The organism is Microvirga sp. BSC39, assembly GCF_000739015.1.
Classification (GTDB): Bacteria; Pseudomonadota; Alphaproteobacteria; order Rhizobiales; family Beijerinckiaceae; genus Microvirga.
The window spans coordinates 16,733-35,953 of record NZ_JPUG01000016.1; the positions used below are offsets into that span (position 1 = coordinate 16,733).

General features: G+C 62.5%; 21 protein-coding genes and 1 rRNA gene. 13 read left to right on the forward strand and 9 right to left on the reverse strand.

Going from position 1 to position 19,221, the window contains the following annotated elements:
• From MA07_RS01355 to pcaD, 5 genes are read right to left on the reverse strand one after another with little or no spacing between them, the layout of a single operon-like run.
• Complete coding sequence (locus tag MA07_RS01355) at positions 1-846, reverse strand: CoA-transferase (protein WP_036346015.1); 846 nt, start codon at positions 844-846, stop codon at positions 1-3.
• A gap of 21 nt (positions 847-867) precedes the next feature.
• A complete protein-coding gene (pcaG, locus tag MA07_RS01360) occupies positions 868-1,494 on the reverse strand; it encodes a protocatechuate 3,4-dioxygenase subunit alpha (protein ID WP_036346018.1) in 627 nt (208 codons plus the stop codon).
• On the reverse strand, positions 1,494-2,219 hold the full coding sequence (pcaH, locus tag MA07_RS01365) for a protocatechuate 3,4-dioxygenase subunit beta (RefSeq protein ID WP_036346021.1): 726 nt from the start codon (positions 2,217-2,219) through the stop codon (positions 1,494-1,496). Before pcaH ends, pcaG begins: the two co-directional genes overlap by 1 nt.
• A 52-nt stretch (positions 2,220-2,271) precedes the next feature.
• Positions 2,272-2,640, reverse strand: a complete 369-nt coding sequence (pcaC, locus tag MA07_RS01370) for a 4-carboxymuconolactone decarboxylase (protein WP_244445117.1) — start codon at positions 2,638-2,640, stop codon at positions 2,272-2,274.
• 31 nt (positions 2,641-2,671) lie between these two features.
• The gene (gene pcaD, locus MA07_RS01375) at positions 2,672-3,466 is read right to left on the reverse strand and encodes a 3-oxoadipate enol-lactonase (protein ID WP_036346027.1); all 795 of its coding nucleotides are present in this window, start codon (positions 3,464-3,466) and stop codon (positions 2,672-2,674) included.
• 163 nt (positions 3,467-3,629) lie between these two features.
• Here pcaD and MA07_RS01380 point away from each other — a divergent pair, with 163 nt between their 5' ends.
• A complete protein-coding gene (locus tag MA07_RS01380) occupies positions 3,630-4,412 on the forward strand; it encodes an IclR family transcriptional regulator (protein ID WP_036346030.1) in 783 nt (260 codons plus the stop codon).
• On the opposite strand, the gene MA07_RS01385 is transcribed toward MA07_RS01380, so the two are convergent.
• Positions 4,400-5,248 carry a 3-keto-5-aminohexanoate cleavage protein gene (locus MA07_RS01385; protein WP_036346032.1) on the reverse strand — a complete coding sequence of 283 codons (849 nt, stop codon included), beginning with the start codon at positions 5,246-5,248 and terminating at the stop codon, positions 4,400-4,402. The genes MA07_RS01380 and MA07_RS01385 overlap by 13 nt on opposite strands.
• A 215-nt stretch (positions 5,249-5,463) precedes the next feature.
• On the opposite strand from MA07_RS01385, the gene ccoN reads away from it, so the two are divergent.
• From ccoN to MA07_RS01435, 10 genes are all read left to right on the forward strand, one after another.
• Entirely contained in the window at positions 5,464-7,128 is a 1,665-nt protein-coding gene (gene ccoN, locus MA07_RS01390; protein ID WP_036346034.1) for a cytochrome-c oxidase, cbb3-type subunit I, read from the forward strand.
• Positions 7,129-7,139: 11 nt separating this feature from the next.
• Positions 7,140-7,874: a cytochrome-c oxidase, cbb3-type subunit II gene (gene ccoO / locus MA07_RS01395; protein WP_036346037.1), complete on the forward strand. Its 735-nt coding sequence runs from the start codon at positions 7,140-7,142 to the stop codon at positions 7,872-7,874.
• Positions 7,875-7,886: 12 nt separating this feature from the next.
• Entirely contained in the window at positions 7,887-8,042 is a 156-nt protein-coding gene (locus MA07_RS01400; protein ID WP_036346039.1) for a cbb3-type cytochrome c oxidase subunit 3, read from the forward strand.
• 4 nt (positions 8,043-8,046) lie between these two features.
• Positions 8,047-8,931, forward strand: a complete 885-nt coding sequence (ccoP, locus tag MA07_RS01405) for a cytochrome-c oxidase, cbb3-type subunit III (protein ID WP_036346041.1) — start codon at positions 8,047-8,049, stop codon at positions 8,929-8,931.
• A 134-nt stretch (positions 8,932-9,065) separates the two neighbouring features.
• Positions 9,066-10,529, forward strand: coding sequence for a cytochrome c oxidase accessory protein CcoG (ccoG, locus tag MA07_RS01410; RefSeq protein WP_036346062.1), 1,464 nt, complete (start codon positions 9,066-9,068; stop codon positions 10,527-10,529).
• A gap of 11 nt (positions 10,530-10,540) precedes the next feature.
• Complete coding sequence (locus tag MA07_RS01415; protein WP_036346043.1) at positions 10,541-11,038, forward strand: FixH family protein; 498 nt, start codon at positions 10,541-10,543, stop codon at positions 11,036-11,038.
• 12 nt (positions 11,039-11,050) lie between these two features.
• On the forward strand, positions 11,051-13,291 hold the full coding sequence (locus MA07_RS01420; RefSeq protein WP_036346045.1) for a heavy metal translocating P-type ATPase: 2,241 nt from the start codon (positions 11,051-11,053) through the stop codon (positions 13,289-13,291).
• Positions 13,292-13,295: 4 nt separating this feature from the next.
• Positions 13,296-13,445, forward strand: a complete 150-nt coding sequence (gene ccoS / locus MA07_RS01425) for a cbb3-type cytochrome oxidase assembly protein CcoS (RefSeq protein WP_036346046.1) — start codon at positions 13,296-13,298, stop codon at positions 13,443-13,445.
• Entirely contained in the window at positions 13,442-14,557 is a 1,116-nt protein-coding gene (locus MA07_RS01430; protein ID WP_036346049.1) for a hypothetical protein, read from the forward strand. The genes ccoS and MA07_RS01430 overlap by 4 nt, the downstream gene beginning before the upstream one ends.
• Positions 14,558-14,696: 139 nt before the next feature.
• On the forward strand, positions 14,697-15,383 hold the full coding sequence (locus MA07_RS01435) for a helix-turn-helix domain-containing protein (protein WP_036346051.1): 687 nt from the start codon (positions 14,697-14,699) through the stop codon (positions 15,381-15,383).
• A gap of 163 nt (positions 15,384-15,546) precedes the next feature.
• On the opposite strand, the gene MA07_RS01440 is transcribed toward MA07_RS01435, so the two are convergent.
• From MA07_RS01440 to MA07_RS01450, 3 genes are all read right to left on the reverse strand, one after another.
• Positions 15,547-15,915: a response regulator gene (locus MA07_RS01440; protein ID WP_036346054.1), complete on the reverse strand. Its 369-nt coding sequence runs from the start codon at positions 15,913-15,915 to the stop codon at positions 15,547-15,549.
• A gap of 110 nt (positions 15,916-16,025) precedes the next feature.
• Positions 16,026-16,637 carry a response regulator FixJ gene (gene fixJ / locus MA07_RS01445; protein ID WP_036346056.1) on the reverse strand — a complete coding sequence of 204 codons (612 nt, stop codon included), beginning with the start codon at positions 16,635-16,637 and terminating at the stop codon, positions 16,026-16,028.
• On the reverse strand, positions 16,627-18,165 hold the full coding sequence (locus MA07_RS01450) for a PAS domain S-box protein (RefSeq protein ID WP_052002709.1): 1,539 nt from the start codon (positions 18,163-18,165) through the stop codon (positions 16,627-16,629). The genes fixJ and MA07_RS01450 overlap by 11 nt, the downstream gene beginning before the upstream one ends.
• A gap of 282 nt (positions 18,166-18,447) precedes the next feature.
• On the opposite strand from MA07_RS01450, the gene MA07_RS29385 reads away from it, so the two are divergent.
• Positions 18,448-18,792, forward strand: a complete 345-nt coding sequence (locus MA07_RS29385; RefSeq protein ID WP_152568679.1) for a hypothetical protein — start codon at positions 18,448-18,450, stop codon at positions 18,790-18,792.
• A 332-nt stretch (positions 18,793-19,124) separates the two neighbouring features.
• Positions 19,125-19,221: ribosomal RNA gene (locus tag MA07_RS01455) — 16S ribosomal RNA — on the forward strand; the annotation flags it as partial.

Genomic DNA, 19,221 nt, shown 5'->3' on the forward strand with positions numbered 1-19,221 from the left:
TTACAATTCCTTCACCCGGGTGGCGAAGGCATCGGGCCCTGCCTCCAGCACGTTCTCCCTCATCCAGGCCATGAAGAGATCACGGTCAGCGGAGATCTGGTCCCATTCGAGATAGGCTGCGTTGTCGCGGTCGTAGTAGCCGTGCGTGTAGGACGGGTGGGCCCCGCCCGGAACGTGGGCGATGGACGTGACGGTCCAATGCGGCAGCACGCAGAGATTCGGGTGGAGATCGTCGAAATCCTCCACGACCTCCTCGACCGTGACCACCGAGCGCTTGGAGGCCAGCACCGCCTCCTTCTGCACGCCAATGATGCCCTCGACCAGCACGTCGCCGCGCCGGTTGGCCTTCTGGGCGTGGATGACGGCGACATCCGGGCGATGGGCGGGCACCGCCGCAAGCTCCTCGCCGGTGAACGGGCAGGTGATGCTCTTGATCGACGGGTTGACCTCCTTCAGGCCCGCCCCGCGGTAGCCGCGGAAGACGGCACAGGGCAGTCCGGCCGCGCCAGCCTCATAAGCATTGGCCATGGCCGCATGGCTGTGCTCCTCGGTCTCGATGGCACGGGGCCAGTCGTTCTCAATGGCATCGCGCATGCGGCGCAGGAGGCCGACGCCCGGATTGCCCGCATAGGAGAAAATGACCTTTTTCACCAGACCCATGCCGATCAGCTGGTCATAGATGATGTCAGGGGTCATGCGGATCAGGGTGAGATCCTTGATCCCCTGGCGGATCACCTCATGGGCGGCCGCATGGGGGATGAGATGGGTGAAACCCTCGAACGCGACGGTATCGCCGTCGCGCAGGTTCTCAGTAACAGCCTCCTTGAGGCTCTGAAACTTGGCCATACTGTTCTTTCAGGTCGATGATCAGATGTCGAAGAACACGGTTTCCTTCTCACCCTGGATATCGATGTCGAAGGTGTAGGTCGGCAACCCGTTCTCCTCAGTCCTGGTGGCGACCAGGGTCGGAACCCGTGCCTTGTGGGCGATCCGGGCGAGGACCGGGCACTCGGCATTGGCTGCCTCCTCGTCGCTGAAGTACATGCGGGTGTGCAGGCCGGTATTGATGCCCCGGGCCACGATCCAGACCGTGATGTGCGGCGCCATCATGCGACCGTCCTTGTAGGGAACGCGGCCGGGCTTGATGGTCTCGAAGCGGTACTCTCCGGTCGTGCCGTCAGCCGGCTGCCGGCCCCAGCCGACGAAGTTCGGGTCGGCCTTGCCGCGCTTCTCCTGCGGGCTGTTGTAGAGCCCTTCGGCATCCGCCTGCCATATCTCGATCAAGGCATCCTTCAGCGGGTCGCCCGCGCCATCGAAGACACGGCCCTTGATGATGATCCGCTCCCCCTTGGTCCCGGGGCCGACCAGGACGAGACCGAGGTCCTCCTGCCAGACACCCGTGATCTCGACCCAGTTCGGGTTCGTGCCGATATGGACATATGGACCGGCCGTCTGGGACGGGGATTCCTTCAGGAACGGCAACTTCTGGACCATCAATTCCCCTCCATGCGGTTCTCGAACATGGTCGAGCGGCGGCCGCGCAGCACGATGTCAAACTTGTAGGCGAGTGCATCCATCGGCAGGGTGTTCTGCCGGTCCAGGGCGGCGACCAACTGCTCGATGGCGGACTTATCGGGGATCGTCGCCACGATGGGATCCTGCCAGATCATCGGATCGCCCTCGAAGTACATCTGCGTGATCAGTCGCTGCGCGAAGGCATGACCGAAGACCGAGAAGTGGATGTGGGCAGGACGCCAGTCGGTGACGCCGTTCGGCCACGGATAGGCGCCCGGCTTGATGGTGCGGAACCAGTAGCGCCCTTCCTCATCGGTGATCACGCGTCCGCAGCCGCCGAAGTTCGGGTCGATGGCCGCGAGATAAGTTTCCTTCTTGTGGCGGTAGCGACCGCCCGCATTGGCCTGCCAGAACTCCAGAAGGGCGCCGGGAACGGGACGGGCGTTCTCGTCGAGGACGCGCCCGTAGACGACGATCCTCTGGCCAACGGGGTCGCCGGTCTTGGCGAAGTTGCGGAGCAGGTCGTTGTCGAGCGGCCCAAGCTTGTCATGACCGAAGACCGGACCTGTCAGCTCCGAGATCGTATTCTCCAGGGACAGGAGCGGCTGCTGCGGAGAGCGCAAGACAGACGTCTTGTAGGAAGGCGTGAAGGCCGGCGGGTGCCAGCTCCGATCCCGCTGATAGAATGATCCTTGATCCGACATCTAGTCTCTCCCTGGCAGCACCTGTCAGGAACTGCGCCAGCAACCCACCCTGCTACTTCTGAGGCTCAGGGTTGGCTTCCATTTCGGCAAAAGTCTTCTTGACGATCTTGATAGCGTGATTGGCGGCGGGCACGCCGGCATAGACGGCAACGTGCATCAGCGCTTCCCTGATGTCTTCCTTCGTGGCGCCCGTATTGCGCGTAGCGCGGACGTGCATCGCCACCTCGTCGTCCTGGCCTAAGGCGGCAAGCAGCGCGATGGTCACGATGGAGCGCTCCCGCTTGGTGAAATGCGGCCGCGACCAGACCGAGCCCCAGGCTCCTTCGGTGATGAAGGTCTGGAAGTCGGCGTCGAATTCCGTCATCTGGGCCGTCGCCCGGTCCACATGGGCATCGCCCAGCACCTGGCGGCGAACCGCCATGCCCGCCTTGAAGCGCTCGCTCTCGTTCTCGTCAGACAAGTCCCGCCTCCATGAGATGCTGCTTGATGAGCCTCGACAGTTCAGCCGGCTTCTCGACACAGGGAATGTGCCCTGCTCCTTCGATGAGCGCAAACCGGGCACCCGGGATGAGATCGGCTGTTCCCTTCACGATATCGGCCGGCGTCGAGCCATCCTGATCTCCCGCCACGCAAAGGGTCGGAACCGCGATCCGGCCTGCATCCGGCCTCAGATCCGCATCGCGGATCGCCGCACAGGTGCCCGCATAGCCATGGGCGGGGGTGCGGACCAGCATGTTGCGCCAGCCGGCAAGTTCATCGGCCCGTGTCTCGCGGAACAGGGGCGTGAACCAGCGCTGGAGAACGTTGCCGGCAATGGGCTCGATGCCGCCGGTCTCGACGGCGCCGATCCGGTCCGCCCAGAGTTCGGGCGTGCCGATCTTCGCCGCCGTGCAGCAGAGGGTGATGGACTGCACCCGGCCCGGCGCCCGCACAGCCATACGCTGTGCGATCATGCCGCCAACCGAAAGCCCGACGAGCGATGCCCTCTCAGCCCCAAGATGATCTAGGAGTGCGAGGAGATCGTCGGTGTGCTCATCAATGGTGTACGGCGTGGACGGCGCGTCGGAGAGGCCATGGCCCCGCTTGTCGTAGAGGATGACACGAAACCGCTCGGCCAACCCCGGGGCGACCTCCTGCCAGATGCGCAGATCGCTTCCGAGAGAGTTGATGAAGACGAGAGACGTTCCGTTAGATGCCCCGAGCACCTGATAGTGAAGAACGATGTCGTTGACGCGTGCGAATGCCATCTCTCACCTCGACACGGTTCATCCCTATCCGGGATCGGAGCCTCGATCCAAAGTCCAACGTATTGTTCGCTCTACGAACATTGAATCTCATATCGCACATGTAGTACGGTTCGGGCATAGGGTGTCAAGGCTACCAAAGTCCAGCGCACTGGCCGGAGCATCGATGCAGGATCAACCAACCGAGGATCAGGGCACCGGAGATCGCGACTTCGTTGCGAGTCTCGAAAAAGGCCTGCTGGTCATTGAGGCCTTCGATGCGAGCCGGCCTCGGCTCACCCTGTCCGATGTGGCGAAGCTGACCGGGATCACGCGAGCGGCCGCCCGGCGCTATCTGCTGACGCTGACCAAGCTGGGCTACGCCGAGTCCGACGGACGCTATTTCAGCCTCACCCCGCGGGTCCTGCGCCTCGGCTACGCCTATCTCTCCTCGGCCTCCCTTTCGGCACAGGTGCAGCCTTTCCTGGAGCGGATCTCCGAGGAGACGGGGGAGTCGAGTTCAGCCGCGATCCTCGACAGCGATGACATCGTCTACATCGCCCGCTCCGCCACGCGGCGGATCATGTCGATCGGACTGGGCGTCGGAAGCCGCCTGCCTGCCCATTGCACTGCTCTGGGCCGGGCGATTCTGGCCTATCAGCCTGAGGATGGACTTAAGGCCTATCTGCAACGGGTCCAGTTGGAGGCCCGCACGCCCAAGACCGTCACGGACAAGTCCGCATTTCAGGCTGCCCTCGATGCGACCCGCGCTCAGGGGTACGCCATCGTCAATGAGGAACTCGAATATGGGCTTCGCTCCATCGCCGTGCCGGTTGTGCAGAAGAACGGCCGGGTGACCATCGCCCTGAACCTCAGCGGCCAGGCCGGGCGCATCTCGGCCGAGGAGATGGAGGAGCGGTTCCTGCCCCTTCTGAGATCGGCGAGCGATGCGCTGCGCTACATGCTCTGAACTGGCGCAATCGGGCGGCATCCCAAAAGAGCGCGCGCCTCCTCGGTCGTGGCGGCGCGATGGCCGTGTCTCTCGACGGCAAGCACCGCATGCTCCGCCAGTTCGGCATTGCTTACCGCGAGTCGGTCCTTGGCAATGCGAATATTGTCCTCAAGGCCGGTGCGCACCGCATCGGCCCCTCGGACGAGAGCCCAATTCATGACCTTGGCCTGGTGCCGACCGATGCCAGCAGCCGTCCACGTGCAGGTCGGGAACCGGTGCTTGGCCTCCTTCAGGAGAATATCGAGCAGGCGCTCCTCGGCAGGCAGCGCGTTCTGCACGCCCATGACGAACTGGATATGCGGCTGCTCGTCCATGAGCCCCTTGTCGGCCAGCTGCCTTGCCCCGTGAAGATGGGACAGGTCGAAGATCTCGATCTCTGGCCGAATCCCGAACTCCTTCATCTTGCCCGCCATGTCCTCGACCAAGCTCGTATGGTTCTCGTAGACGATGGTCGGGAAGTTGACGGAGCCGGTGGACAGGGAGGCCATATCAGGGTGCAGATAAAGGGCGCTGCTGCGCTGGCTCGGATCTCGCCCCCGTCCTCCGGTGGAGAACTGGATGATCATGCCGGGACACTGCTCGGCGATTCCGGCTTGGACAGCCGCGAAACGCTCCGGATCGGACGAGGGCGTCTCATCGTCGTTACGCACGTGGATATGGACCAGTGTGGCACCGACCTCGTAGGCCTGCCGGGTCGACTCGATCTGCTCGGCCGGCGTGATCGGCACGGCCGGATTGTCCTTCTTACGCGGAACCGATCCGGTGATCGCGACGGCAATGACGACAGGTTTCACGCCCTTCCTCCGAACCCAAGTTCGACCCCACGTCGGGAAACATAGCGCGCGGACGGCCCAAGGAGAACCGTCTCCCGCGACAAGGCCTTGCTTCGTGCCTGTAGGGCAGACGTCGGTTTGATCTGCATCAATGCTCCCTTCCACCCCTCCCCCTAAAGGATTCTGATGACGGTAAAGCTCCAGGCTTTGCCGGTATTTTCAAAAGGTCGAAGCCTATGGCTCAAGCGGTTGCACCCTCAAAGGGAATGACCTTCGGCGAAGCGGGGTCAGCCCTTGCCTTCGCCGGACTGGCACTCCTCAGCATCATCATCGCGGCGAAGGCCTATACGCCTGAATACGCCTTCCACGCCTATCTTTTCGCGGCAGCCAGCGTCGCCGCCACGTTCGCGATCGTGAACCGGTACTATGAGCGCCCGGCTCAGCGGCCCCCGCAGACCATCGGCGGCAAGCCGAACTACAACATGGGCCCGGTCAAGTTCGCGACCATCGCGTCCGTGATCTGGGGTATTGCCGGCTTCACCATTGGCCTCCTGATCGCCCTCCAGCTGGCGTTTCCGGCGCTCAACTTCGACACCTCCTGGCTGTCCTTCGGCCGGATGCGCCCGCTGCACACCTCCGCGGTGATCTTCGCCTTCGGCGGCAACGTGCTGATCGCGAGCTCGTTCTATGTGGTGCAGCGCACCTGCCGCGCCCGCCTCGTCGGCGACATCACGCCCTGGTTCGTGGTGCTGGGCTACAACTTCTTCATCGTGATCGCGGGCACCGGCTATCTGCTCGGCATCACCCAGGGCAAGGAATATGCCGAGCCCGAGTGGTACGCCGACCTGTGGCTGACCATCGTGTGGGTCGCCTATCTCCTGGTCTTCCTCGGCACGGTCATGCGCCGCAAGGAACCCCACATCTATGTGGCGAACTGGTTCTATCTCGCCTTCATCCTAACCATCGCGGTCCTGCACCTGGGCAACAACGCAACCATTCCGGTTTCGATCTTCTCGCCCAAGAGCTACATCGTATGGTCGGGCGTGCAGGATGCCCTCGTGCAGTGGTGGTACGGCCATAATGCTGTCGGCTTCTTCCTCACCGCCGGCTTCCTGGCCATCATGTACTACTTCATCCCGAAGCGAGCCGAGCGGCCGGTCTATTCCTACCGCCTCTCCATCATCCACTTCTGGTCCCTGATCTTCATGTACATCTGGGCAGGTCCCCACCACCTGCACTACACCGCCCTGCCCGACTGGGCTCAGACCCTCGGCATGGTGTTCTCGACCATGCTGTGGATGCCCTCCTGGGGCGGCATGATCAACGGCCTCATGACCCTCTCGGGTGCCTGGGACAAGCTCCGCACCGATCCTGTGCTGCGCCTGATGGTCGTGTCCGTCGCCTTCTACGGCATGTCGACTTTCGAGGGCCCGCTCATGTCCGTGAAGGCCGTGAACTCCCTGTCGCACTACACCGACTGGACCATCGGCCACGTTCACTCCGGCGCTCTCGGCTGGGTGGCCTACGTGTCCTTCGGGGCGATCTACTGCCTCGTTCCGTGGCTGTGGAACAAGAAGGAGCTCTATTCCATGAAGGCCGTCTCCTGGCACTTCTGGATCTCGACCCTTGGCATCGTCCTGTACATCTCGTCCATGTGGGTTGCGGGCATTCTGCAGGGCCTCATGTGGCGCGCCTATACCGGCCTCGGCTTCCTTGAGTACTCGTTCATCGAGACGGTCGAGGCGATGCATCCCTTCTATGTCATCCGTGCACTCGGCGGCGCACTCTTCGTGGCCGGCTCCCTGATCATGGCCTGGAACGTCTGGAAGACGATCTCGGCCGGCCAGGAAGTCGAAGAAGTTTCGCAAGCCATCCAGCCCGCGCTGATCGCTGCGGAGTAAAGGAAACGACCATGTCATTCTGGTCCCGTCATAAGATCTTCGAGACCAACTCGATCATCCTCGTCCTCGGCGTGCTGATCGTGATCTCCATCGGCGGTCTCGTGGAGATCGTGCCCCTCTTCTACCTGAAGAGCACCATCGAAAAGGTGGAGGGCATCCGGCCCTACACCCCCCTCGAGCTGGCCGGCCGCAACATCTATGTGCGCGAAGGCTGCTATAACTGCCACAGCCAGATGGTTCGGCCCTTGCGTGACGAGGTCGAGCGCTATGGCCACTACTCCCTGGCGGCCGAGAGCATGTACGACCGGCCGTTCCAGTGGGGTTCCAAGCGCACAGGTCCGGATCTCGCCCGTCTCGGAAACAAGTATTCCGACGACTGGCACCGGGACCACCTGAAGGACCCGCGCGCCGTGGTGCCCGGCTCGATCATGCCGAGCTACCCCTGGCTCGAGCAGAACGAGCTCGATGCGAAGTCCATCGCTCAGGATCTGAAGGTCCAGGCGACCCTTGGGGTGCCCTACTCCGAGGATATGCTGAAGAAGGCCGAGAACGACATCCGCACCCAAGCCAATGCGGACGATCCGAATACGGCCGACCTCGCCCAGCGCTATCCGAACGCTCAGTCGCGCAATTTCGACGGCAACCCGCAGAAGGTCACCGAAGCGGACGCCCTGATTGCCTATCTGCAGATGCTCGGCACGCAGGTCGACTTCAAGCTCTACGACAACAAGGCCAACGTGCGCTGAGGACCGACGATCATGCCAGCCGCATACAAGTTCTTTGCCGAATTCGCCCAGACCTGGGGGCTCCTGTACTTCGTCGGGGTCTTCCTGACGGTGCTGGTCTACGCCCTCGCCCCTTCGCGGAAGGATCGCTTCGACGCCGCCTCCCGCATGCCTCTCCAGGAGGATTGATCCCATGGCTCATGAGTCTCACGAACAGGTCGATGCTGTCACAGGCGTCACCACAACGGGGCACACCTGGGATGACATCCAGGAGCTCAACAACCCATTGCCGCGCTGGTGGCTGTGGACCTTCTACCTGACCATTGTCTGGTCGGTGCTCTACGCCATCGCCTATCCGGCCATTCCCATGGTGTCCTCCTACACCAAGGGCGTTCTCGGGTGGCAGTCGCGAGAGGCGGTCGAGGTCGATCTCGCGGAACTCAGGCAGCAGCGGTCCGGCATGACGGCAAAGCTCGCGGCCAGCTCGCTCGACGAGATCAAGCAGGACCCGGAGATGTTCGCCTTCGCGCGAGCCCAGGGCAAGGCTTCCTTCGGCGACAACTGTGCTCCCTGCCATGGTGCGGGCGGCGCAGGCGCCAAGGGCTACCCGAACCTGAACGACGACGATTGGCTCTGGGGCGGCTCGCTGGCCCAGGTCGAGCACACGATCCGCTACGGAGCACGCTCCACCAGCGACAAGGGCCATTCCGGCACCATGCCGGCCTTCGGCCGCGACGGCATGCTCAAGCGCGAGGAGATCTCCCATGTGGCGGATTACGTCCGCTCGCTCTCGGGCCTTCCGACGGACAAGGCAGCCGACCTGAACGCCGGCGCCAAGGTCTTCGCTGACAACTGCGCTGCCTGCCATGGCGACAAGGGCCAGGGCATGCAGGATCTCGGTGCACCGAACCTGTCGGATAAGATCTGGCTGTTCGGCTCCGACAAGGCCACCATCGTGGAAGGCTTGAACAACGGCCGCGGTGGCGTGATGCCGACCTGGCACGGTCGCCTCGACGATACGACCATCAAGGCGCTGACTCTCTACGTCCATTCTCTGGGGGGAGATCAGCGGCCCTGAGAAATCCGGGCTCTGATGAGTGGACGGGCAGTCGGAGGGTAACCTCCGGCCGCAGCTTGATTTGAATCAAGGCGCCCAGGGCGCCTGCATCGTATCCCATCGTCATCAACGTTCTGGTGATCGCGACGGATTCGATGGCTGACGCCCCCCTTTCCCATCCTCTTGGAGCTGCCGCCTCGGATGAGGACGCGCCGCTCTATGCTCCTCGCAAGCAGATCTATCCGCAGGCCGTGAAGGGCCGCTACCGCACGATCAAGTGGGTCGTGCTCGCCATTACCCTCGGTATCTACTACTTCCTGCCCTTCATCCGCTGGGATCGTGGTCCCAATGCGCCGGACCAGGCCATCCTGGTCGACCTGGCCAACGGCCGCTTCTATTTCTTCTTCATCGAGATTTGGCCGCAGGAAGTCTATTACATTACCGGGCTTCTGGTTCTGGCCGCGCTCGCGCTCTTCCTGATGAACGCCGTCGCCGGCCGTGTCTGGTGCGGCTATCTCTGCCCTCAGACCGTTTGGACGGACCTGTTCTATGCGGTGGAGCGCTGGATCGAGGGCGACCGCCGTGACCGGATGCGCAAAGACCAGCAGAAGCTGACCCTCAAGGTCGCTGGCCAGAAGGGCCTGAAGCATTTCATCTGGCTCATGATCGCCTGGTGGACCGGCGGCGCCTGGGTTCTCTATTTTGCCGACGCACCGACCCTCGTCTATGAGCTGGCGACCCTTCAAGCCCCGCTCCTCGCCTACACCTGGATCGGCATTCTTACCTTCACGACCTATACGCTCGCTGGCTTCATGCGTGAGCAGGTCTGCACCTATATGTGCCCCTGGCCGCGCATCCAGGCGGCGCTCACGGACGAGTACGCCCTGAACGTCACCTACCGCTACGACCGGGGCGAGCCCCGCGGCTCGGTGAAGAAGAACGAGGTTCTCAAGCTGCAAGGCCTGCCGGCCGGCGACTGCATCGACTGCAACCAATGCGTCAATGTCTGCCCCACAGGTGTCGATATCCGTAAAGGCCTCCAGCTCGACTGCATCCAGTGCGGCCTGTGCATGGATGCCTGCGACACCGTCATGGACAAGATCGGCCGCCCGCAGGGTCTGATCGCCTATGACACGGAAATGAACGTCAAGGCCCGTATGGAGGGCCGCCCCGAGGTGCGTCACATCGTGCGTTCCCGGACCCTCTTCTATGCCGGCATCATCGCCCTGGTCGGCGCCATCATGATCACATCGCTTGCCATGCGGCAGAACATATATCTGAGCGTGATGCATGACCGGAACCCGCTCTTCGTGCGCCTCTCCGACGGCTCGATCCGCAACGGCTTCACGATCCGGGTCGCCAACAAGCATCTCGACGAGCGCCGCTATGCCCTCACGGTCGAGGGGCTTGCTGACGCCAAGATCGACATCATCGGCGGAGAGGTCGACCAGCAGGGCCGCGCCATCGTCACCGTCGGTCCGGATCAGACTCTCGAAGCCCGTGTGCTCGTGACCGATACGGCTTCGGCGGCCTCCTCCTCGACGGATCTCCAGTTCATCCTGACTGATCTCTCCAACGGCGACAAAGCCGCGACAAGCGATCACTTCAAGGCCCCTTAAGGATTGATGCCATGTCTTCCGCTGCCGCCACAGCCCGTACTCCCAGGCCGATCACCGGACGCACGGTCCTGATCTACTTCCTTGGCTTCTTCGGGATCGTCTTCGCCATGAACTTCTACATGGTGCGCGTGGCCCTCTCGAGCTTCAGCGGTGTGGAGACCGAAAGCTCCTACAAGGCGGGGCTGTCCTTCAAGAACGACATCGCAGCCGCTCAGGCCCAGGATGCGCGCCACTGGTCCGTCGAAGCCACCCTGCAGCGCGGCGACAATCCCGGCGTGGTCATCACCGCGCGTGATGCCCAGGGCCAGGCGCTGTCCGGCCTCGTCGCCGAGGTGCGCCTCGCCCACCCGACCGACAAGCGCCGCGATCTCTCGGTGGAGTTCGTGGAGCTGACCCCTGGCCAGTTCAAGAGCCTCACCCCCATGCCCAAAGGCCCCTGGGATCTCGTCATCGGCCTGAAGCGCGAGACGGAGACCGTCTTCCGCTCAAAGAGCCGCGTCTCGCTCTAAGGATCCTGTCCGATGGCCGAAACCCTCGACCTTTCCATCTACGTCAAACGCCAGGATGACGGCACGGCCCATCTCGATCTCGCCATCGAGGGGATCGATTGCGCCGCCTGCATCGACGAGATCGAGGGCGGGCTGTGCCAGTTGCCGGGGGTGGTCGAAGCGCGACTGAACTACACCAATCACCGTCTCGCCGTGGAGTGGCGGGACGGGGAGTTGTCCCCTGCCGCCGTCGTAGAGGAACTGCAGAGGATCGGCTACAGGGCTCACCCCTTCCAGGCCCGTCTCGTCGAAGAGGAGGAGACGCGCCGCGCCAAGTGGCTTCTGAAATGCCTGGCGGTGGCGGGCTTTGCCTCCATGAACATCATGTTGCTGGCGGTGTCCGTCTGGTCCGGCAACGTCACTGACATTACGCCCGAGATCCGGGACTTCTTCCATTGGCTGGCGGCTCTCATCGCCTTACCGGCCGTGGCCTATGCCGGCCAGCCCTTCTTTCAGAGCGCCATGGGCGCCCTGCGGAACGGCCGCACCAACATGGACGTGCCGATCGTCATCGGCATCCTGCTGGCGCTCGGCATGTCCGTTGTCGAGACGATCAACTCCGCCGAGCACACCTATTTCGACTCGGTGGTCATGCTGCTGTTCTTCCTGCTCTGCGGCCGCTACCTGGATCAGGCCATGCGCCGGAAGACCCGCACGGTGGCGAGCAACCTCGCGTCCTATAGGGCCGAAGTCGCGCACAAGATTGACCACAACGGCGAGGCCGTGCTGGTTCCCACTGCCGCTTTGAATGCCGGCGACCGGGTTCTGGTCCGTCCCGGCGAGCGTGTCGCCGTGGATGGTGTCGTCATCTCCGGATGCTCCGAGATCGACGAGAGCCTCGTGACCGGCGAGACGGCCCACCGAGCTGTGAGGGCCGACAGCCAGGTCTATGCCGGAAGCATGAACTACAATGGCACCCTGACTTTGCGGGTGACCGCCGCGGGCAAGGGCACGCTCCTCGACGAGGTCGAGCGCTTGCTCGAGAATGCGGCCGCGGCGAAGTCCCGCTACGTTCAACTCGCCGATCGCGTGGCCAAGGTCTATGCCCCCATCGTGCATACGGCGGCAGCCCTTACGGCAATCGCCTGGATCGCGAGCGGCGCTTCGGTTCACGATGCGCTGATCACGGCCATCTCGGTGCTCATCATCACCTGCCCCTGCGCCCTGGCCCTTGCCGTGCCGGTGGTCCAGGTGGTTGCCTCCGGGGCCCTCTTCCGCGCCGGCGTGTTCCTGAACGCGGGCGACGCCTTCGAGCGGCTGGCGGAGGTGGATACCATCGTGTTCGACAAGACCGGCACCCTGACCCTGCCGAGCATGAGCGTAGTCAATGCGCATGATCTGGAGCCTGGTCTCCTCCAGGCAGCGGGCCGTCTCGCTCTGTCCAGCCACCATCCGCTTGCCGTCGCCGTGGCGAAGATGGCTCAGGACCGACGCCCCTATGAAGATGTCGTCGAGGAGCCCGGCCGGGGTGTGAGGGCCAATGTGGACGACATCGAGATGCGGCTTGGCAGCCCTGCCTACTGCGATGCCGAAGACCTAGAGAAGGAAGCTGCCTCGAGCGATCCGACTGCGTCCGTCATCGCTCTTTCCTGGGGTGACAAGCGTGCCGTCCTCCTGGTCCGCCAGGCCCTGCGCCCCGATGCCGTTGCCGTCGTGACCGATCTGCGTCGGCGCGGGTTCGATTGCCGCATCCTCTCGGGCGACCGACCCGAAGCCGTTGCTCCCATCGCAGCTGCCCTTGGCGTCTCTACATGGCGTGGAGGCTGCAAGCCCGCCGAGAAGATCGAGGCGCTCGACGCACTGAAGGCCGAGGGCCGCAAGGTGCTGATGGTCGGCGATGGTCTCAACGACGCCCCGGCCCTGGCTGCTGCTCATGTGTCCCTGTCTCCGATCAGCGCCGCCGACCTGACCCAGGCCCAGGCCGATGCGGTGTTCCTCGGAGACAAGCTCCAGCCCGTGCAGGAGACGATTCAAATCTCCCGTCGCGCCCACAGCCTGATGCGTCAGAACCTCGGCATAGCCCTTGTCTACAACCTTGTCGCGGTGCCGCTCGCCTTTTTCGGCTATGTCACTCCCCTCTTCGCGGCGCTCGCCATGTCCGGATCGTCGACCATCGTAACCCTGAGCGCCCTCCGGGCGCGGGGCCGCGCGCCTCTCGCCCCGGCGGAGCAACCCAACCCTGCCGACGCCGCTCCGGTGCCACAAGGAGCCTGAACTCATGGAAGTTCTCATCTATCTCGTTCCCATGGCCCTGCTGCTTGGATTGACCGGGCTTGCGGCCTTCATGTGGTCGCTCAGGAACGGTCAGTATGACGACGTGCAAGGCGCGGCCGTGCGCGTCCTGTCCGATGATGATCTCGCGAAATGACCTCCCTGGCCGCCATGCCCCGGGCGGGACAGCTCGAATGTATCTGCGAGCCTGGAGCCTTGGGCGACAAGGCGGCTGACCGCCGGGGCACGGCGCTTCTGGCGACCAGCTTTGCGTTCTCCGTGCTCGCCCAGGTTCTGACCCTCAGCATCCTGCCTCTGGCAGGCCTTTCGCTGGCCCCCAGCCAGAGCTTGGCGAGCCTGCCCTATGCTGCCTTCTATATCGGGGCTGCCCTGGCCAGCCTGCCGGCTTCGCTCCTTCTTGATTCCTTCGGACGCCGCGCCGCCTTCTCCTTAGGGGCAAGCCTCGGCGCGGCCGGCGGCATGGTGCTCGTGTGGGCCCTTGTCTCCATGCATTTCGGCGCGCTGGTGCTCGGCGCATTCTGGCTTGGAATTGCGGGCGGCTTCAGCCTCTTCTACCGCCATGCCGCCGTGCCGGTCGGCGGTAGAAGCCTCACGGCGCTCCTCATCGTGTTTGGAGCGGCAACCCTGGCCGGACTGGCGGCCCCGAGCATCGCGAGTCTGGCGGAAGCTGTGGCGCTTCCCCGGGCTTTCGCCGGCACGGCGGCAGCGGCGGCGCTCGCCCACGGCGCGTCGCTCGCCGCGACGGCAGCTCTCCCTTATCAGCAACGCCGGGAGCACAAGAGCGAGGCTACAGGGCTGCAAGGGTGGCGCTCGATCCTCCTTCCCACGGCTATCGGCAGCGGCGGCTGGTTTGTCATGACGGCTCTGATGGGTGCCACTCCCATCGCGGTAATCGGATGCGCTCCATCGGAGGCTGTGGTCGGAGCCGTGGCATGGCACGTCATGGCCATGTATGCGCCATCCCTGATCCTGGCGGTCCTTCCCCAGGCTGCCCGCCCCCGCCTCCTGTCGTCCGGCGGCTGCTTTCTCCTGGCAACCGGCGCCTACGCCTTCGCCGTATCCAACTCGGCCGGCGGCTTCTCGGCCTCTGCGGCTCTAGTTGGAATGGGATGGTCGCTGATCATGCTCGGCACCACCCTGTGGGTGAACGGCAAAGGTCCGGTCTTCCGGTGGCTCCTCGGTCTCCACGATGGCGCTCTTCTGAGTGGAGCTGTTCTGGGAGCATTCCTGGCCGGCGCTCTCGCGTAATTCTTCTAAAGGCGGGTGGTGCTTGAGTGTGCCGAGACTCACCTCAGGAAAACCCCTTAGGTATCAGACCTGAATTTTAGCCCAGCCGGTTCAGCAGTACCCATGATCCAACGTCACTTCACGAGATCACGAGGGTTCGATGCAGACTGCGCTCCTCACCAAGGCTTCCTCATCGGCCCTTCCTATCTTCACTTTGGAAGCCCCGCAGTTCCGCAAGTCGGGCGATATGGCGGCTCCGGCAGTGGGGTCCGTCCATTCCTACGCTAAGGACGAGGAAATCTTCGCAGAAGGTGACCGCGCTGCGTATGTCTACAAGGTGCTCTCGGGCGTCATCCGCACCTCCAAGCTCCTGAGCGACGGTCGCCGCCAGATCGACGCCTTCCACTTGGCTGGCGACATCTTCGGCATCGAGGCCGGCGATGAGTACCGGTTCTGCGCCGAGGCCGTCGGCGACTGCGTCGTCATTGCCTACCGGCGCGGCAATCTCGGCGCTCTGATGGGCAGCGATACGCAGCTTGCTCAGGACATGACAATGGGCATGATGCGCTCCCTGGTCCGGGCTCAGAACCACATGCTGCTGCTGGGTCGTAAATCGGCCATCGAGAAGATCGCGACATTCCTCCTCGACATGGCGGAGCGTACCTCCGGTGACGATGCACTCGACCTGCCCATGTCACGCACCGACATTGCCGATCACCTCGGCCTGACGATCGAGACGGTCTCCCGCTCCTTCACGCAGCTCGAGCGCCAGGGAGTCATCGAGCTTCCCTCCGCCCGCCACGTCCTGCTGAGCAACAAGGCGGCACTTGAGCGCCTGAATGCATGATCGAGGAGGCGTGATTCATCACCACGCGTTCCGACACGGATAAGCCTGAAAGCTCCGCAGCCATGCATGGCTGCGGAGCTTTCAGGCTTTTGTCGTGTTCGGACTCAAACAATAAGCCGCTCCCCTGCTGCGCAAGGTGAGGGATCAGACTGCTGTCTAGAGATTACGCCAGAGCAGCATGAATGCTGTCGAGCAGGTCGCTGTCGTGGAGGGGCTTCTCAAGGACCCTACGGAATCCTGACTCTGCTGCCCGGCCATGAAGGTCATCGCTCACCCGGGAGGCGATGAGGATCGCGGGGCTGTCAATCTGGCGCTGCCGAAGCTTCGTGACGAGTTCGATACCTGTCATGCCTGGCATGTTGTAGTCGATGACGAAGCACCCGTTCCGCGGCAGATCCGTCGCGGCCAAAAGCTCGCTACCGTCCTTGAACAGTCGCACCGACAGGCCCTCAAGCTCCAGGGCAAACTTCAATGAGTTGCGGACCGCGGCATCGTCGTCCACGACGATGACCGGTCCCGTGAGCTGAGACATCGATGAAGCCTGCTTGTTCCTCGAATACGGCCGAAACTGGATGCACTCGGCCACTTCCGGATTATGCACAAGGCAGGCCTGTTCCCTACTCAGGAAAATTCCTTAAGGAGCTAGCTTGCATGGATCAGCAGAGCCAGACGGACGAGTTCCGACAGGCTTTTGGCCTGCATTTTGGCCATGACGTTGGCCCGGTAGATCTCCACCGTCCGGGGGCTGATGCCGAGATCATAAGCAATGACCTTATTGGCCTTGCCGGCCACGAGGCCATCCAGAACCTGCCGCTCTCGCTCTGAGAGCCCCTCGAAGCGAGACTGGATCTGGGCCACTTGAGCATCCTGATGGCTGCTCTTCTCGTGACGGGAGAGAGCCTCGCGCACTGTGGCCAGAAAGGCCTCGTCCCCGAACGGCTTCTCAAGAAAGTCGATGGCCCCTTCCTTCATGGCCTCGACCGCCATGGGGACATCGGCATGGCCGGTGATGACGATGACCGGCAGCGTGATGCCCCGCTCCTTGAGGCGCCGGATGAGTTCGATGCCGTCGATGCCGGGCATTCGCACATCCGTGACGATGCACCCCGCTTCCGCGCTCACTACCTCGTCGAGGAAAGCCGAGGCCGATTCATGCAGGCGCACGGGAAGGCCTTCCGATGCCAGCAGGAAGGCCAGCGACTTCCGGACGGCAACGTCATCGTCAACCACATGCACGGCCACATCATTCGGCATTCGCCATCTCCTCTCGCTTGATCGTCCTGAGGGTGAAATGGAAGGTCGTCCCCTCACCCTGCCTCGAGTCCGCCCAGATCTTTCCACCATGCGACTCCACGATGGTCCGGCAGATCGACAGGCCAACACCCATTCCGTGCTTCTTGGTGGATACGAAGGGCTGGAATAGCTGTGCGGCGACCTCGGGAGCAAGCCCAGGGCCCGTATCCTCCACGATCAACTCAACATGACTTTCATCGACCAGCGCAGTCGCAATCCTCAGTTCACGGCGCGTGCTCTCCTGCATGGCCTCGATAGCATTTCGAATCAGATTGAGCAGAACCTGCTGAACCTGGATCCGATCAGCCAGGACGTAGGGAGCGTCCGGGTCGAACTGAAACATGACCCGTACTCCCTGTTCCTTGGCCCCGACGAGGGAAAGCGCGCTGGCCTCTTCGATAAGCTTGGGCAGGTTCTCGATATGGCGCTCGCTCTCGCCGCGGGCGACGAACTCACGCAGATGCCGGATCACCTGCCCTGCTCTCAGGGCCTGCTCCCCGGCTTCGTTGACGGCATCCCGGAGCATGGGAACAGTATCGCCCTCCATGCGCTCAAGGATGCGTCGGCATCCTTTGAGATAATTCGTAATCGCCGTCAGGGGTTGGTTGATCTCGTGCGCCAGGGTTGAGGCCATTTCGCCCAACGCCGTGAAGCGGGACATATGGACGAGTTCGGATTGGAGTTCCTGCAGCCGCGTTTCCGTCTGCTGTCGCTCGGTCAGATCCCGGATGAAGCCCGTGAAGTAGCGAATGCCTCCTGACCGCATCTCTCCCACGGCTAGCTCCATGGGGAAGGTAGAGCCATCCTTGCGTTGCCCGACGACGACACGCCCGATCCCGATGATCCGTCTCTCCCCCGTCCTCAGATAGCGATGCATGTAGCCGTCGTGCTGCTCTCGATATGGGTTCGGCATGAGGATCTTGATGTTCTCGCCGATGACCTCGTCCGGCTCGTATCCGAAGAGACGAACCGCCGTTGCGCTGAACGACTGGATACGAGCCTGCTCGTCGATAACCACCATGGCATCCGGAACGGTCTCCAGGATAGACCGCAGGTGGGCTTCCCGTGTCCTGAGGGCTTCTTCGGCCGTGATCCACTCGGTAATGTCACGCGTGACCATGGCAAAGTCGCCGCTCGCGGTATCGGCACTTGTGACCGGAGTGACCGTGACCCTGGCCATGAAGGTGGAGCCATCCTTGCGGGATCTCAGTCCCTGAGCTTCGTAGCGTCCCCTCTCGCGGACCAACTCGAGTTCCTGGGGCAGTCTGTCCTGTGATGAGCCTTCAGGCGCATAGAGAAGGGTGACCGGCTTCCCGATAACCTCGTCCCGGGTCCAGCCATAGATTAGCTCTGCCCCTCTGTTCCAGCTGATGATGACCCCACTGGCATCAAGGACAACAAGAGCAATGTCCGTGACCGCATTGACCAGAAGCTCAGCGGTTGGCCCATTTAGTGGAGGCTGAATGGCTGGCAAAACTGTATGTGTCAAAGAAGCCTCATTTCACGGGGTACCCAATATAAGCATTCGTCTGCGGTTGGCAGCGGCTACAACTGCGCTCCTATAGCACACCTCCTTCGCGCAAGCCTCTGCGCCATAGAGCCTACAGCGTGCTCCTGCTTAGTCAGGGAAGTCCGATAAGGCACCAACCTGAGGATCAATCTTGCTATCCCGGAAAGAAACACCATATCTTCTCAGTAAGTTTCGTACGGACCTCCCCACCTGCATCGAGTGTTGCGACAACCCTCTTGCAAAATGTCCGGGGGTGTTTATATGGGCGCTTCCCTTGGGCTGTCTGGGCCTGAGGGTGTTCTTTTCCCTGCATGGTTGTTTTGGTTTGGTCTGGGGCGTTTCGCTTTGGTCTTTATCTTTGCTGTGTGGGTGGCCTGGAGGTTTTCTTCAGGCGTGGCCAAGAGCTTCGGCGGTTCGACGGTAACGTTGCTGCATTGGGATGCTCCTCTGGCGGTTCTTGTCCGGCATGGGCTGCGGGTTTGGGCCTGGCAGCAAGGTCAACGCGGAAATGATCTCATTTCTGTGAACGGAATTACTGTGTCTATACTTGTGCGGCTGCGGTCTTCCCTCGAGAAGAACTTTCAAATTCTTTTCGAATACTGTTGACACCGGTCCGGGCTTTGACTAAATAGGGTTCATCGACGGCGGCCACTGAGGTGGCTGGCCTGACGGGGCCTTGAGGATCCTGGCGCTTCGAGCGGCAGGATGGTTCGAGGTTCTGTTCTTCGTCTTTGGTGGCGGGGAATTTTGCTCTTTGACATTGTTGAGAGGGGAAGAGAAGCGTAGGCGGCGGTGTCCTTGCGGGCAGCTTTTACGAGCTGCTGTAAGATACATCGACCAGTTCTATGCTTTGGTGAGTACACCGCTTCAGTGGAAACGCTGGAGTATGGAGGTACTCTGTCAATTTGCGTAGTGACTATAGTCGAGATCAAATTCTTCAACTTGAGAGTTTGATCCTGGCTCAGAACGAACGCTGGCGGCAGGCTTAACACATGCAAGTCGAACGCATCCTTCGGGGTGAGTGGCAGACGGGTG

Excerpts from the sequence above, each read along its gene's own strand:
- MA07_RS01355 (WP_036346015.1), bottom strand. The coding sequence starts at position 846 with ATGGCCAAGTTTCAGAGCCTCAAGGAGGCTGTTACTGAGAACCTGCGC.
- pcaG (WP_036346018.1), bottom strand. The coding sequence starts at position 1,494 with ATGGTCCAGAAGTTGCCGTTCCTGAAGGAATCCCCGTCCCAGACGGCC.
- pcaH (WP_036346021.1), bottom strand. The coding sequence starts at position 2,219 with ATGTCGGATCAAGGATCATTCTATCAGCGGGATCGGAGCTGGCACCCG.
- pcaC (WP_244445117.1), bottom strand. The coding sequence starts at position 2,640 with ATGGCGGTTCGCCGCCAGGTGCTGGGCGATGCCCATGTGGACCGGGCG.
- pcaD (WP_036346027.1), bottom strand. The coding sequence starts at position 3,466 with ATGGCATTCGCACGCGTCAACGACATCGTTCTTCACTATCAGGTGCTC.
- MA07_RS01380 (WP_036346030.1), top strand. The coding sequence starts at position 3,630 with ATGCAGGATCAACCAACCGAGGATCAGGGCACCGGAGATCGCGACTTC.
- ccoN (WP_036346034.1), top strand. The coding sequence starts at position 5,464 with ATGGCTCAAGCGGTTGCACCCTCAAAGGGAATGACCTTCGGCGAAGCG.
- ccoO (WP_036346037.1), top strand. The coding sequence starts at position 7,140 with ATGTCATTCTGGTCCCGTCATAAGATCTTCGAGACCAACTCGATCATC.
- MA07_RS01400 (WP_036346039.1), top strand. The coding sequence starts at position 7,887 with ATGCCAGCCGCATACAAGTTCTTTGCCGAATTCGCCCAGACCTGGGGG.
- ccoP (WP_036346041.1), top strand. The coding sequence starts at position 8,047 with ATGGCTCATGAGTCTCACGAACAGGTCGATGCTGTCACAGGCGTCACC.
- ccoG (WP_036346062.1), top strand. The coding sequence starts at position 9,066 with ATGGCTGACGCCCCCCTTTCCCATCCTCTTGGAGCTGCCGCCTCGGAT.
- MA07_RS01415 (WP_036346043.1), top strand. The coding sequence starts at position 10,541 with ATGTCTTCCGCTGCCGCCACAGCCCGTACTCCCAGGCCGATCACCGGA.
- MA07_RS01420 (WP_036346045.1), top strand. The coding sequence starts at position 11,051 with ATGGCCGAAACCCTCGACCTTTCCATCTACGTCAAACGCCAGGATGAC.
- ccoS (WP_036346046.1), top strand. The coding sequence starts at position 13,296 with ATGGAAGTTCTCATCTATCTCGTTCCCATGGCCCTGCTGCTTGGATTG.
- MA07_RS01430 (WP_036346049.1), top strand. The coding sequence starts at position 13,442 with ATGACCTCCCTGGCCGCCATGCCCCGGGCGGGACAGCTCGAATGTATC.
- MA07_RS01435 (WP_036346051.1), top strand. The coding sequence starts at position 14,697 with ATGCAGACTGCGCTCCTCACCAAGGCTTCCTCATCGGCCCTTCCTATC.
- MA07_RS01440 (WP_036346054.1), bottom strand. The coding sequence starts at position 15,915 with ATGTCTCAGCTCACGGGACCGGTCATCGTCGTGGACGACGATGCCGCG.
- fixJ (WP_036346056.1), bottom strand. The coding sequence starts at position 16,637 with ATGCCGAATGATGTGGCCGTGCATGTGGTTGACGATGACGTTGCCGTC.
- MA07_RS29385 (WP_152568679.1), top strand. The coding sequence starts at position 18,448 with ATGGGCGCTTCCCTTGGGCTGTCTGGGCCTGAGGGTGTTCTTTTCCCT.